The organism is Streptomyces sp. NBC_01216 (assembly GCF_035994945.1).
In the GTDB taxonomy this organism is placed as follows: domain Bacteria; phylum Actinomycetota; class Actinomycetes; order Streptomycetales; family Streptomycetaceae; genus Streptomyces.
Genome location: NZ_CP108677.1, coordinates 704,856 through 718,817 on the forward strand (window position 1 = coordinate 704,856; position 13,962 = coordinate 718,817).

Consider the following 13,962-nt stretch of genomic DNA (forward strand, 5'->3'; position numbering starts at 1 on the left):
GGGGTGACAAGGGTTTTCCCCGTATCGGGTTCATCTCGGATTTCCCTACTGTCTGCCGCACCGGCAGATCCCATCCCCCGAACCGCACCTCTCCGGTGCTTCGAGCCCTGTCAGGTGCATGCGGAGGGTGGGATCTGCCGGGGACGGCCTTGACCCGGGCCGTCGCGCCGGTGGCGGCGCACGGGCCCCCCAAGCCCAGGGAGCAGCGGACCGCGACCCCACTTCGCGTCCGAGGCTCCCGCGCCGCCGCCACTGCTCCGCACCTACGTCGTGCTCGAAAGGGAACACCTTGAACAGTTCCAGGCGGAGAGTCATATCCGTCGTGGTCGCGAGCGCCGCGATCCTCGGCGCCGCTGCCACGTCCACCGGGGCGTTCGCCGCCGCTCCGGCCGCTTCCACTCCGAAGCCCGCTCCGGCTTCGCAGGCGATGACCGCGCTCCCCAGCGCTCCCGTCGAGAAGGTCATCGTCACCTACAAGTCCAGGACCGCCGAGGCCGGTTCCGACGCCGCCGCGAAGAGCGACGCGGCCTCGAAGGCCGCCGAGACGGGCGAGGCCGTCTCCTTCGAGCGCCGTCTCGCCGGCGGCGCAGCGCTGGTCGACCTGGGTGACAGCGCCACGCACCAGGACGTGGCCGAGGTCATGGACGCCTTCCGCGCCGACCCGCAGGTCGCCTCGGTGGAGCCCGACATCCGCGCCTACGCGATGGCGGTCACCCCGAACGACACCGACTACGCGAAGCAGTGGGACCTCTTCGAGCCCACGGGCGGCATGAACGTCCCGGCGGCCTGGGACAAGACGACCGGTTCGGGCGTCACCGTCGCCGTCATCGACACCGGATACGCGGCCCACTCGGACCTGGCGGCCAACATCGTCTCCGGCTACGACTTCATCTCCTCCTCGGCCGACGCCCGCGACGGCAACGGCCGTGACGCGGACGCCCGCGACGAGGGCGACTGGAACGCCACCGACGGCGAGTGCGGCACCGGTTCGAAGGCGAGCGACTCGTCCTGGCACGGCACCCACGTGGCCGGCACCATCGGTGCGGTCACCCACAACAGCAAGGGCATCGCGGGCATCGCGTACCACGCGAAGGTCCAGCCCGTGCGAGTGCTGGGCAAGTGCGGCGGCTCCTCCTCGGACATCGCCGACGCCATCACCTGGGCGTCCGGCGGTTCCGTGCCCGGTGTGCCGGCCAACCCGACCCCGGCCAAGGTCATCAACATGAGCCTGGGCGGCGCCAGCTCCACCTGCCCGAGCGTCTACCAGAACGCGATCAACGGCGCCGTCTCACGCGGTACCACCGTCGTCGTCGCCGCGGGCAACAGCAACGCCAACGCGTCCGGCTTCACTCCCGCCAACTGCGCCAACGTCATCACCGTGGCGTCGACCAGCCGCGAGGGCAACCGTTCGTTCTACTCGAACTACGGCTCCATCGTGGACGTGGCGGCTCCGGGCGGCGAGACCCGCCGCGGCACCGACACGCCCGGCACCGTCACCACCCCCGAGAACGGCATCTACTCCACGCTGAACTCGGGTGCGACCACCCAGTCGGCCGAGACCTACGAGCCCTACCAGGGCACCTCGATGGCCGCGCCGCACATCGCGGGTCTGGCCGCGCTGCTCAAGTCGGCGAAGGGCACCCTCACCCCGGCCGAGATCGAGTCCGCGATCAAGTCCAACGCGCGTCCGCTGCCCGGTACCTGCACCGGCGGCTGCGGAACCGGCATCGCCGACACGGCCAAGACGGTGGACGCCGTCACCGGCACGACCCCGCCGGCCGGCAACGTCTTCACCAACACCACGAACGTGACGATCTCGGACTACACCACCGTGTCCTCCGCGATCACCGTCACCGGCCGCAGCGGCAACGCGCCCGCCGACCTCAAGGTCGGCGTGGACATCAAGCACACCTGGCGCGGGGACCTGGTCATCGACCTGATCGCCCCCGACGGCACGGTGCGCAACCTGAAGGCGTCCTCCTCCCGGGACAGCGCCGACGACGTCCTGGCCACCTACACCGTCAACGCGTCGAGCGAGCCGGCCAACGGCACCTGGAAACTCCAGGTGCGCGATGTGGCCGGGGGTGACACCGGCTACATCGACTCCTGGAGCCTCACCTTCTGATCCACCCCTGATCCACCCCCCACAACAGCATTATTGCTGGTCAGCGACGCGCTCGTGGTCTATACCACGGGCGCGTCCTGGCATGTTGACACGAAATCGTTGTCCGAATGCCGGACAACGGGCCTGGACTGCGCGGGTACTCTCCGTATTCTCTGCCCCACGGGGCTCACGGGGCCGGGCCCGAGCAGCGAGGGTGGTGATGACGTGACGACCGCACCGCACCGCCCTGCGCCGGTGGGCCGCGAAGAACTCCTCGGCCGTCTCGAACGCGTCCTGCAGACGCGGGGCCGCGCCCTGCTCACCGGGCCGGCGGGCGTCGGCAAGACCGATGTCGCCCTGGCGGAGGCGGCCCGGGCCGAAGCCCGCGGCGAGACCGTGCTCTGGCTCTCGACCCTGCCCGCCGACCGCGACATACCCGGGGCGGTCGCCGCCTCGCTCGTGGCCTCGGTGGCCGCGACCGTGACCTGGCCGGTATCCGGCGCCGCCGGACCGGACGACGCGCCCCCGGAGCCGGTCCACGGAAAGGGACGCAGCCAAGGGCCGGGACCCGAGCCGGCCGTCGGCGCCGGTCCGAACCCCGCCCTCGGGGGGGGCCAGATCCCCGGCCAGACCCGCGGCGGAGGCGCAGGTCACGGCGGCCCCGGCACCGCCTCCGACACCGGGACCCCCGCGTCCGCCGCGTACACGGGGGCCGGTTCGCTCGCCGTCACCTCGTCCGGGATCTTCGAGGCCCTGCCCGGACCGCAGCGCACCGCGGTCGCCATGCTCTGCCGCGAGGCCCCCCTGCAGGACGGTGGCTGGGATCCGATCGCCCTGCGCCTCGGCATCGCCCGGATCCTGCGGGCACTCACGTCCCGCGGACCGGCGCTGCTCGTCGTCGACGGCGTCCAGCACATCGACGCCGACAGCGCCGATCTGCTGCGCTTCGCCCTGCACCTGGCACCGCCCGCGCTCCGCGTCATCGCCGTCGAGACCCCGGAGGCGTACGGCTCCGAGGACGCGCACGACACGCACCTGTGGGTGCCCTCGGAGGCCGACATCCTCCTCGTGGCGCCCCTGCACGCCGACGAGATCGCCGAGCTCCTCATCCACCACCGGCTGCCCTCCCGGATGGCCGGACGCATCCACAAGGCCAGCGGCGGCAATCCCCGGCTGGCGCTGGCGGTCGGCCGCTCGCTCGCCGACGCCCGGACGCCGGTCCACCACGCCGAGGCGCTCACGCTCTCCGGCCGCGCCCGCGACCTGGCCCGGCAGCTCCTCGGTGCGGCGCCGCCCGCGGTCCGCGCGACGCTCCTGTTCGCGGCACTCGCGCTGCGTCCCTCCGCCGCGCTGATCCGCCGGGCCGGACGGCCCAACGCCGAGGCGGACCTCGCCGCGGCCGAACGCGCCGACCTGGTCTCGCTCTCGGAGGACGGCGCGGTCACCTTCACGGCCGGGCTGCTCCCCTCCACCCTCGTCCACGACGCCTGCTGGGCCGAGCGCAGCGCCGGCCACGCCGCGCTCGCCGGGGTGGTGGACGACCCCGTGGAGGCGGTACGGCACCGGGCGCTGGCCACCGACATCCCCGACGGGACCCTGGCCGCCGAGGTGGCCGAGGCGGCGGACCTCGCCCGGCGGCGCGGCAACAGTGCCCTCGCCGCCGAGCTGGCCCTGCTCGCCGCCGAGTCGACGCCCGTCCAGGAAGGCCCCCAGCGGATCACCCGGCTGGTCGACGCCGCCGAGGAGGCCGCGCGGGCCGCCCGGGCCGACCTCGCCATGCGGGCCGCCACCGACCTACTGGCGCGGGACGCGGCGCCCACCGACCGGGTCCGAGCCCGGCTGGCCGTCCTCGACACCGCGGGACAGGGCCTCACCGATCTCGACGACATGTACGTGCACGCGATGGAGGACTCCGAGGGCCATACCGCCCTGCGGGCGGCCGTCCAGCTCAGACTGGCCGTCAAGTACGTGCTGGCCGACGGCGATCCGCTGCGCTCGCGGGCCGCGGCGGTCGAATCGGCCGCGCTCGCCGCCTCGGTGGGCGACCTTCGGACGGCGACCCAGGCCCTGACCGTGCAGGCCCGGATGGACCGGGCCCTCGGGGTACCCGACGCGGAGTCGGTGCTGGCCCAGGCGCGGGCCCTGGAGCTGGCCGAGCGCCCGCTCGGCATCCGCAACGCCGCCCAGATCCTGACGATCCGTCACGCGCTGTTCGACGACCGGCTGGGCGACGCCCGCGACCAGATCCACGCCCTGCTGCCGCTGGTCCAGCGACGCGGCTCGGTGGAGGACCGGATCGAGCTCTCCCACACCCTGTCCGCGGTCGAGTCCCGGATCGGTGCCTGCGCCTCCGCCCTGGCTCACGCCGGACGCTCGCTCGCCCTGACCCTGGAGGCCGGGCTCTCCCCCGGCCCCGCCTGGTACACCCTCGCGCTCGCCGAGACCGCGGGCGGCAGCTTCGGTCGGGCGGCGAGCTACGCCCGGCGCAGCGTGCAGGCGTCCGAGGAGGAAGGCGACCGGGTCTTCCTCTCACGCAGCCTCTACGCCCTGGGCCGAGTGCAGCTGATCAACGGAGACGTCGCATCCGCCCTGGAGACGCTGCGCCGGGTGCAGGCCGACGAACGCGCCCAGTCGACCGTGGACCCGTCCATGCTGCGCTGGCACGAGGAGCTGGCCGAGGCGCTGCTGGCCAACGACGCCGCCGACGAGGCGATCGACCTGCTGGCCGAGGTCCGTCCCGTGGCGGAGCGCCTGGGCCGGGCGACGGTCCTGCTCGGATGTGACCGCGCGTACGCGCTCACCCTGGCGGCGGGCGGGAAGACCGACGAGGCGGCGGAGCTGCTGACCGTCACGGCCGACCGGTTCGGCAAGGCCGGGCTGCCGCTGGAGCGCGGCCGGGCGCTGGTCGCGCTGGCCCGGGTGGAGCGCCGACGGCGGCGCAGGTCGGCGGCGCAGAGCGCCCTCCAGGCGGCGGCCTCGGTGTTCGAACGGGCGGGTGCGGTCCCGTGGCTGGCGCTGACGACCGAGACGCGGGCGGGCGAGAACGGCGAGGACTCCCGTCCGGTGCTCTCCTCGCTCACTGAGGCGGAGCTGCGGCTGGCCCGGCTGGTGGGACAGGGCGCCAGCAACCAGGAGGCGGCGGCCAAGCTGTACCTGAGCGTGAAGACGGTCGAGGCGCGGTTGACCCGGATCTACCAGAAGCTGGACGTCCGCTCGCGCTCCCAGCTCGCGACCGCGCTCAGAAGCTGAGCCGGAGCCGGTCCGAGGCCGCTCGGCGCACGGCCGCGGGCTTCCCCGCCCGGGGCCCGGCCGCCCGTCTGCGAACCCGCCGGCGTCGGCCGCGGCCCGCACCGCTCGGTCCGCGCTCCCGCTCAGCGGGGCGCGCGAGGAGAGCGGGGCACGCGGGCCCCGAGGCGTCTGAACGAGTGGCCTGCGGCCCGCCGCCGAGCGCGTTCCGCGCCGCGCGGTACGTACCTCCTATGAACCCAGCCGACCCATCCCCCTCCCCGCCGCCGCCCCGCGCGGGCCGGCCCCGGCAGGACGCGCTCGACGACCGCGCCGGCTACGACGTGTCCTTCCTCGGCCCCCTCGTGCCCATGCCGTCGCCCGCGCGGACCTCGGTGGAGACGGTGCCTCTGCCGTACACCCACTTCACCGTGCTCTTCCGGCCGGACCGCAGGCTCGCCGCCGCGACGGCCGTCTGTGTCGAGGGACGGGAGCTCCCGGAGGAGGTGCCGCGGCACGAGACCTGGGCGTACGATCCGCGGCTTCCCCGGGAGCAGCAGGCCGGCGAGGAGTTCTACCGCGACAACAGCCTGGAGCACGGGCGGTTGGTGCACCGGCTGGATCCGGCGTGGGGTCCGGCGACCGAGGCGAGCCGGGCCGTCGCGGACACCCTCCACTACACGAACGCCGTGCCGCGGGGCGACGGGCTCAACCGGGCCAAGCGGCTCTGGCAGGGCCTGGAGAGCCATTTCCTGTCCCACACGCCCGAGTCCGAGCGCCGGCTGGCCGTGTTCACCGGACCGGTGCTGCACGACGCCGACCCTCCCTACCGAGGGCTCCAGGTGCCGCTGCGGTTCTGGAAGGTGATCGCCTTCCTGCAGGACGGCGTGCTGGCGGCGACGGCGTACGTCCTCGACCAGAGCCCCGACATGAGCCGGGACGCGGACCGGGCGCTGGCCGGGGCGAAGCCGGGCGCGCCACCGCCGCTCGGCCCGTTCCGTACGTACCAGGTGCCGGTCCCGGACGTCGCCGAGCTGACCGAGCTGGAGTTGGGGGCCCTGCCCGACGTCGATCTGTTGCAGTCCGCGCGGACACCGGAGGAGCGCTGGCGGCGCCTGGAGTCGTACGACGACATCGTGGCCCAGGCGTGAGCCGCGGCGGGCCGCGCGGGGAACGGGCGCGGGCCGTCCCCCCGGAGGCGGGGGAACGGCCCGTGTACCGAGGGGATCGGCCTGCGCGCGCCGACGGGTCCCGTCGGCCTCGGCGGATCAGACCGCCGGGGCCGGGAAGGTCGGGTACTCGACGCCGGAGACGTGCTGGACGACCCGGATGACCTGGCAGGAGTAGCCGAACTCGTTGTCGTACCAGAGGTACAGGATCGCGTTGTCGCCGTCGACCTTGGTGGCACCGGCGTCGACGATCGAGGCGTGGCGCGAGCCGATGAAGTCGCTGGAGACCGCGTCGGGGGCCGTGGTGAAGTCGATCTGCCGCTTGAGCGGCGAGGTCAGCGAGACGTCGCGGAGGTGGTCGAGGACCTCCTCGCGGGTGGTCTCGCGGCCGAGGCGCAGGCTGAGGATGGCGATCGAGACGTCCGGGACCGGCACGCGGATCGAGCTGCCGGTGATGGGCGCCTTCAGCTCCGGGAGCGCCTTGGCGACGGCCGAGGCGGCGCCGGTCTCGGTGATGACCATGTTGAGCGGCGCGGAGCGGCCGCGGCGGTCGGCCTTGTGGTAGTTGTCCAGCAGGTTCTGGTCGTTGGTGAAGGAGTGGACGGTCTCCACGTGTCCGCGCAGGACGCCGTACTCGTCGTCCATCGCCTTCAGTGGCGGCACGATGGCGTTGGTGGTGCAGGACGCGCAGGACAGGACCCGCTCGTCCGGCTTGATCGTGTCGTGGTTGACGCCGTGCACGATGTTGGGGACGTCGCCCTTGCCCGGGGCGGTCAGGACGACCTTGTCGATCCCCGGGCGCAGGTGCAGCGACAGGCCCTCGCGGTCGCGCCACTTGCCCGTGTTGTCGATCAGGATGGCGTTGTCGATGCCGTACGCCGTGTAGTCGATCTCGGAGGGGTCGTCCGCGTAGATGACCTTGATCTCGTTGCCGTTGGCGACGATCGTGCTGTTCGCCTCGTCGACGGTGATGGTGCCGTGGAACTGGCCGTGGATCGAGTCACGGCGCAGCAGCGAGGCACGCTTGACGAGGTCCTCGGTGGCCCGGCCGCCCCCGCGGACGACGATGGCGCGCAGCCGCAGACCGTTGCCGGAACCGGCCTTCTCGATGAGGAGGCGGGCGACGAGCCGGCCGATGCGACCGAAGCCGTAGAGGACGACGTCGCGGGCCTCGCGGCGCTCGATCTTGTTGGCGCCGGTGGCGCCGGCGACGGCCTCGGCGGTGAACTCCTGCACCGACAGGCCGCGGTCGTCGTCGCGGTACGTCGCGGCGAGCATGCCGATGTCGATCTGCGAGGGGCCGAGGTCGAGGGTGGTGAGTGCCTGGAGGAACGGCATCGTCTCGGTGACCGAGAGCTCCTCACCGGCGATCTGCCGGGCGAAGCGGTGGGTCTTGAGGATGCTCACCACCGACTTGTTCACCAAGGAGCGGCTGTGAAGCAGGACGGTCACGTCCCGCTCGCGGTGCATCTTCCCGATGATCGGGATCATCGACTCCGCGATCTCCTCGCGGTTCTTCCAGTTGGTGAACGAGTCGTCTTTGACAGTCACAGGTTTATCTTTCGAGCTAGGCGGCGCTCATATGCTAACCCCTCCCCCTTTCGGCCCTGCGGACGGTGCCCCCTTCCCGCGGTCCCGGCGCGCCGCAGGGCCGCCCCGGGCCCCGACGCGCCCGGGGCGGCCCTGCGGCGCGAGAGGAGCATCTGGCTCGCGGGTACGGATATAGCGGGAGAAAATGACTCACTGTGACCCGTCATCATCCCGGTGCGCCTCCCGCCGAACGGGAAGGCGCGCGACCGGCCGGTGGGTGCGGTACCCGGCGGCGGACCGTGGCCGGGTACCACACCACCCGCCGGCCGGGCCGCCGGTCCGGCCGACCGCTCCCCACCGCCACCGCTCTCCCCGCATCCGAGAGGCCCTCCCCATGCGCCCTTCGCTCACCCCCGACACCCTCGCGAAACTGCGCCAGCCCCGCCCCTATCCGGCGCTGTCCCTGACGATGCCGACACACCGCGGCAGGCCGGACAACGACCAGGACCCGGTGCGGCTGCGCAACCTCCTCGCGGAGGCCGGGCGGGTGCTGGAGAACGACCCCGCGGTGACCCGGGAGCGGCGGACCGACGTACTGGCACAGCTCGACCAGGCGGTGGCGGACCTCGATCCGGCGCACGCGGAGGACGGCCTGGTGGTGTTCGCCGCACCCGGCGAGCACCAGGTGTGGACGGTGGCCCGCGGCACAACCGAGCGAGTGGTCGTCGCCGACACCTTCCTCACGCGCAACCTCGTCGCCGCGCAGGCCGCCGAACAGCCGTTCTGGGCCGTGGCCCTCGCGGCGGACCGGGTGTCGCTGTGGAGCGGCGACGCGGAACGGGTCAGCGAGCACACCGGGGACGGTTTTCCGCTCACCCGGAGCCTGGAGGACACGGACGTGGAGCGCGAGGAACGGATCGGTGACCTCCCGAGCACCTTCCGGGACGAGCAGACCCGCCAGTTCCTGCGCGAGGCCCACCATCGGCTGCTGACGGTCCTGAGCTCCCATCGCCGGCCGCTGTACCTGATCGGTGAGGCCGCCGCCCTCGCGCTGTTCGAGGAGATCGGCTCTCCGGCGCAGGACACGATGAGCGTCCAGCGCGGCGGCCTGGCCCAGGGACCGGGCGAGGCGGTCCGGAAGGCCGTCCAACCCCTGCTCACGGCCCGGGAGGCGGCCGTGGTGTCCACGGTGCTCGCCGAGCTGGACACGGCCCGGGGGCGCCGGGAGTTCGCGGCCGGGCTCGACGAGGTCTGGGAGGCCGCCAGAGCCGGACGGGTCCGTCTGCTCACCGTGGAAGAGCACTTCCGGGCGGTCGTCCGGGGCTACGGCGACCACCTGGCGCCCGCCGAGCCCTCCGATCTGGACGCCCGTGACGACATCGTCGAGCAGGCCCTGGAGACGGGCGCCGAGGTCCGCTTCGTACGGGACGGAACGCTCTCGGACATGGACCGGATCGCCGCCGTGCTGCGCTTCTGACCACGACTCCGCACACCGCCCCGCACCCCCTGGGTGCCACCCGCGAACGTTCCCGCACAGAACAGGAAGCCACCTGTGAACCCTCAAACGTCCCACAGATCCCGCCCGTCGGCCCGCCGCCGGGCGACGGGGGCCGTCGTGGCCGTCGTCGCGGCGTCCCTCGGCGCGGCCGGCCTCGTCGCGTGCGATTCCGACGGCGACGGCACGAGCAGCAGCCCGTCGTTCAGCGACCGGCCCTCGCCGCCCGACACCGCGTCCTTCTCGGGCTCGCCGCCCTCCGCGCTCGCCTCGGCGGCCGAGTCGGCCGAGGCCGCCGCCCGCGCCTCGGCGTCCGCCGCCGCCGCCTCGGCCTCGGCCCTCGAGGCATCCCGCCAGGCGTCGATCGGCGCCGAGGCGGAACGCTCCCGACAGGCCGCGCAGGACGCGCTGAAGGACGTCCAGGGCCGCGGGAACGCGCTCGACGAGGTCGCGATGACCGGCAAGCCGCGCTCCGATACCGACGGGCGGCTCGCGGTGGTCGTCAGCGTCCGGAACACCACGGACGCGACGGCCTCGTACGCCGTCCAGGTGGACTTCCTCGACGCGTCCGGCAAGGTCGTCGAGACCCGCTACGTCGGCGTGGAGGACCTGCCTCCGGGAGAGCGGAAGCAGCCGCTCGTCATCAGCCGGAATCCCCCCGAGCCCGTCCTGACACCGAGGCTCGCCAAGGCCCAGCGGTACTGAGGGCCTCGCCGGGTCAGGATGCCCGCCCCGGGAACCGGACCTGTCGTTCGTCATGCTGATCAGGTATCAAGGAGGACCGGATGTCCGAACTCATCGTCGTCGGATACGACGCGCGCTCCACCGCGCACCAGGCGTTCAAGGTGGTGCAGGAGCTGGAGGGGAACCACGTCCTGCGGCTGAGCGGGATCGCCGTCGTCTCGGTGGACGAGGAGGGCGAGACCCATGTGGACACCCCCTCGCGGAGCGAGAAGGTCGCCGTCTCCGCCACCGCGGGCGCGCTGTGGGGCCTGGTGTTCGGCATGCTGATCCTCACGCCGGGTATCGGGGTGGTCGGGGCCGCGATCGGCGGCCTCATCGGGAAGCTGAGCCGGATGGGCGTGGACAGGGACTTCCGGGAGAAGGTGCAGTCGCTGCTCCGGCCCGGCTCCTCCGCCCTCGTCGTCATGGCCACGGAGATCACCGAGGACCGATTCGCCGCCGCCCTGCGGCCCTTCGGCGGCACCGTGCTGAAGACCTCGCTCGCGGAGCAGAGCGAGCGGGAGCTCGCCGAACAGCTCACGGGCGGCGCGGCCGAGGACTGAGACCGGCGGACCACCCGGCCGGGGACCACCCGACGGGCTCCGTGACCGGACACGCCGCCCGGAACCCCGGAGGGGCGGGCCGCACCGGCCCGCCCCCGGGTGACTCGTGCGCTCAGCGGCGGTCCAGCAGCACCGCGAGGACCTCCCGCAGGGTCGCCGCCGGGTCGGCCACCGCCGCCTCCGACCGCCAGGCGACGAAGCCGTCGGGACGCACCAGCACCGCGCCGTCGCGCGTGACGCCGTGCGTCCCCGACCAGTCCGTGTCACCTTCGGGGACGAGCTCGGCGTCCGGGCCGTCACCGATCCGGTAGGCGTCCAGGGGGACGGCCAGTTCCCCCGCGACGTCGAGGGCCGCCTCGTGCCACGCTCCCGCGCCGTCCGCGGCGCTGAGGAGGACCAGGGAACGCTCGTACAGATCGAGGGTCGACACCCGCATACCGTCGCGGTCCAGCCACAGGTGGGGGGCCCGGCTGCCGGGCTCCCCCGTGAGCCGCAGGCCCTCCGGGACGGCCGGCGTCGACGGGTCGGCTCCGAGCACCGCGCCGTGCGGATAGCGGTGGCCGAGTACCACGTCGAGGATGCCGCCGTTCCGGCCGCCGGCGCCGCCGGCGGCCGGGCCCGGCGTGTATCCGGGGTGGCTGTGCTCGACCGACCGCGCCGAGGCGCGGGCGCTCGTCGCCTCGGCGACCGGCCGGCGCTCCGCGTCGTAGGACCGCAGAAGTCCGGGGCCGGCCCACCCACCGAGCACCGCGGCGAGCTTCCAGGCCAGGTTGTGCGCGTCCTGGATGCCGGTGTTGGAGCCGAAGGCACCGGTCGGGGACATCTCGTGCGCGGAGTCACCCGCGAGGAACACCCGCCCGTCCGCGTACCGTTCGGCGACCCGTTCGGCCGCGTGCCAGGGGGCCCGCCCGGTGATCTCCACGTCGAGGTCCGGCACGCCCACGGCCCGCCGGATGTGCGCGACGCACCGCTCGTCGGTGAACTCCTCCAGCGTCTCGCCGTCCTCGGGGTGCCAGGGGGCGTGGAAGACCCAGCGTTCCCGGTTGTCGACCGGCAGCAGCGCGCCGTCGGCGTCCGGATCGGTCAGGTAGCAGACGACGAAGCGCCGGTCTCCGACGACGTCCGCCAGGCCACGGGAGGTGAACGTGATGCTCACGTTGTGGAAGAGGTCGCCCGCGCCGCCCCGGGCGATGCCGAGGCGCTCCCGGACGGGGCTGCGCGGGCCGTCCGCCGCGACCAGGTAGTCCGCCCGAATGGTGGTGTGCTCACCGGTCTCGCGGCTCTTGAGGCGCGCCGTCACACCGTCGGAGTCCTGATCGACCGACATCAGCTCGGTGGAGAACCGGAGATCCCCGCCCAGTGCCGCGGCACTCTCCACCAGCACGGGCTCCAGGTCGTTCTGGCTGCACAGGCACCACGCGGCAGGGCTCAGCCGGGCCAGCCCGCCGCCGGGGTCGATCTCCCGGAAGAGCCACTCACCCGCTTCGCCCGCCAGGCGGGGGGTCTGCAGGATGCCGTTGTTGCCCGACAGGACCGAAGCGGCCTCCTCGATGCGCTGCCGCACACCGGCCACCCGGTACAGCTCCATGGTCCGCACGTTGTTGCCGCGCCCCCGCGGATGGACCGAGGTGCCCGAGTGCCGCTCCACCAGGACGTGCGGCACCCCCAGGCGGCCAAGGAACAGCGAGGTGGACAGGCCCACCAGCGAGCCGCCGACGATCAGGACGGGCGTGTGGTGACCGTCCTCGCCGGGCTCTTGGTACGGGTTCATCGATTGCCTCCAGTGTCCCTCGGGGACGCGAGTCAGGATGGGATGCACATGCCTGCCCTGCGAGGGGCGTGTTCGCGCACCCGGAGCACCCGGTTGACGCGCAGTTCACTCGTCCGCCCCGTGGGGCTCGCGCGCCACGGGACGCGCGTCAACGATCGGCTCATGGCGACCCCGGCCCGACGGCCGCGTGCCGGTCGCCCATCGCCTTCCGCACCGTCCCGGCTTCCACGAAGAAGAGGAGAGGTACGCCGGATGACCATCACCAGTCGCATCTCGCAATCCGCGTTCGACGGGTCCAGGCTGCGCGTGATCCTGCTGCTGGACCTGTACGAAGGAGCCCAGCAGCAGTTTCTCGACGCCTACGAACTCATGCGCAACCAGGTCGCCTCCATCCCGGGGCACATCAGCGACCAGCTCTGCCAGTCGATCGAGAACCCCTCGCAGTGGCTCATCACCAGCGAGTGGGAGAGCGCCCCGCCCTTCCTCGCCTGGGTGAACAGCGAGGAGCACGTCGAGACCGTCCGGCCGATGCACAGCTGTGTCCGGGACACCCGGTCGATGCGGTACAGCATCGTCCGCGAGACCAACCCCGCACAGCAGGCCGGGCGGTCCCGCGGGCCGGCCGCCGCAACGCCGGCCGCGCGGACCGGCGACGGCGTGGCGCGCCACGCCCTCACCTTCACCGTGAAGCCCGGCTCCGAGTCGAAGGTCGCGGAGATCCTCGCCGGGTACGAGTCGCCCAAGGCCCAGGTCGACGACACCACCCGGCTGCGCCGGACCTCGCTGTTCATGCACGGCAACCGGGTCGTACGGGCCATGGAGGTGGAGGGCGACCTCATGGCGGCCCTGCGCCACGTCTCCCGCCAGCCGGAGGTCCGGGCGGTCGAGGAGGCCATCAACCCGTACCTGGAGCAGGACCGGGACCTCACCGACCCCGACTCCGCGCGGGTCTTCTTCACCCGCGCCGCGCTGCCCGCCGTGCACCACGTGGTGTCCGGCCGGCCCGCTCCCGCAGAGCTGCGGCGCCACGCGCTGTACTACCCGGCGAAGGAGGGCCGCGGGATGGACCTCGCACGTCTCCTGGCCCATCAGGACGAGGCCGCGGCCGAGGACCCGGACGGCCCCGTCCACGCCAGCACCGTCTTCCAGCGCGACGACACCGTGGTGCGCCTCGTCGACATGACGACCGAGCTCGACCGCGACCCCGTCGCCGCGCTCGGCCTCAAGGGCAGTGGCAGGGCCGCCGAGCTGGAGGCTCTCCTCGACGGCGCCGCGATCGGCGTCGAGGGCTCGCTGGAGACGGACCGCAACATCAACCGGCTGCTGTCGCACGCCGACATGATGCCGATCACCGACCGCAGGTCCGCGGATTCCTGACGGAG

Annotated in this window: 9 protein-coding genes; 7 read left to right on the plus strand and 2 right to left on the minus strand. The window is 73.2% G+C overall.

The window, feature by feature from the left end; genetic code table 11:
• Positions 1-427: 427 nt before the first annotated feature.
• The 3 genes from OG393_RS03095 to OG393_RS03105 all read left to right on the plus strand — a co-directional run bounded on the left by OG393_RS03095 (position 428) and on the right by OG393_RS03105 (position 6,480).
• The gene (locus tag OG393_RS03095; protein WP_327378289.1) at positions 428-2,125 is read left to right on the plus strand and encodes a S8 family peptidase; all 1,698 of its coding nucleotides are present in this window, start codon (positions 428-430) and stop codon (positions 2,123-2,125) included.
• 204 nt (positions 2,126-2,329) lie between these two features.
• A complete protein-coding gene (locus OG393_RS03100) occupies positions 2,330-5,353 on the plus strand; it encodes a helix-turn-helix transcriptional regulator (protein ID WP_327372988.1) in 3,024 nt (1,007 codons plus the stop codon).
• Between the two features lie 230 nt (positions 5,354-5,583).
• Positions 5,584-6,480, plus strand: a complete 897-nt coding sequence (locus OG393_RS03105; RefSeq protein ID WP_327372990.1) for a DNA/RNA non-specific endonuclease — start codon at positions 5,584-5,586, stop codon at positions 6,478-6,480.
• A 117-nt stretch (positions 6,481-6,597) separates the two neighbouring features.
• Here OG393_RS03105 and OG393_RS03110 read toward each other — a convergent pair whose 3' ends face one another.
• Positions 6,598-8,049 (minus strand): glyceraldehyde-3-phosphate dehydrogenase, encoded by a 1,452-nt coding sequence (locus tag OG393_RS03110; RefSeq protein ID WP_327372991.1) that lies wholly within the window; start codon positions 8,047-8,049, stop codon positions 6,598-6,600.
• A 373-nt stretch (positions 8,050-8,422) separates the two neighbouring features.
• Between OG393_RS03110 and OG393_RS03115 the strand changes: the two genes are divergently transcribed.
• From OG393_RS03115 to OG393_RS03125, 3 genes are all read left to right on the plus strand, one after another.
• A complete protein-coding gene (locus OG393_RS03115) occupies positions 8,423-9,505 on the plus strand; it encodes a baeRF3 domain-containing protein (protein ID WP_327372992.1) in 1,083 nt (360 codons plus the stop codon).
• A 75-nt stretch (positions 9,506-9,580) separates the two neighbouring features.
• Entirely contained in the window at positions 9,581-10,228 is a 648-nt protein-coding gene (locus tag OG393_RS03120) for an FxLYD domain-containing protein (RefSeq protein ID WP_442817252.1), read from the plus strand.
• An 80-nt stretch (positions 10,229-10,308) separates the two neighbouring features.
• The gene (locus OG393_RS03125) at positions 10,309-10,809 is read left to right on the plus strand and encodes a DUF1269 domain-containing protein (RefSeq protein ID WP_327372994.1); all 501 of its coding nucleotides are present in this window, start codon (positions 10,309-10,311) and stop codon (positions 10,807-10,809) included.
• Positions 10,810-10,921: 112 nt separating this feature from the next.
• Here the strand turns inward: OG393_RS03125 and OG393_RS03130 are convergent, their stop codons facing one another.
• Positions 10,922-12,580, minus strand: a complete 1,659-nt coding sequence (locus tag OG393_RS03130; RefSeq protein WP_327372995.1) for an FAD-dependent oxidoreductase — start codon at positions 12,578-12,580, stop codon at positions 10,922-10,924.
• Positions 12,581-12,832: 252 nt separating this feature from the next.
• On the opposite strand from OG393_RS03130, the gene OG393_RS03135 reads away from it, so the two are divergent.
• Positions 12,833-13,957 carry a SchA/CurD-like domain-containing protein gene (locus OG393_RS03135; RefSeq protein WP_327372996.1) on the plus strand — a complete coding sequence of 375 codons (1,125 nt, stop codon included), beginning with the start codon at positions 12,833-12,835 and terminating at the stop codon, positions 13,955-13,957.
• The last annotated feature ends 5 nt before the right edge of the window (positions 13,958-13,962 follow it).

Coding starts and splice junctions, on each gene's coding strand:
- OG393_RS03105 (WP_327372990.1), top strand. CDS start 5,584: ATGAACCCAGCCGACCCATCCCCCTCCCCGCCGCCGCCCCGCGCGGGC.
- OG393_RS03115 (WP_327372992.1), top strand. CDS start 8,423: ATGCGCCCTTCGCTCACCCCCGACACCCTCGCGAAACTGCGCCAGCCC.
- OG393_RS03130 (WP_327372995.1), bottom strand. CDS start 12,580: ATGAACCCGTACCAAGAGCCCGGCGAGGACGGTCACCACACGCCCGTC.
- OG393_RS03095 (WP_327378289.1), top strand. CDS start 428: ATGACCGCGCTCCCCAGCGCTCCCGTCGAGAAGGTCATCGTCACCTAC.
- OG393_RS03135 (WP_327372996.1), top strand. CDS start 12,833: ATGACCATCACCAGTCGCATCTCGCAATCCGCGTTCGACGGGTCCAGG.
- OG393_RS03125 (WP_327372994.1), top strand. CDS start 10,309: ATGTCCGAACTCATCGTCGTCGGATACGACGCGCGCTCCACCGCGCAC.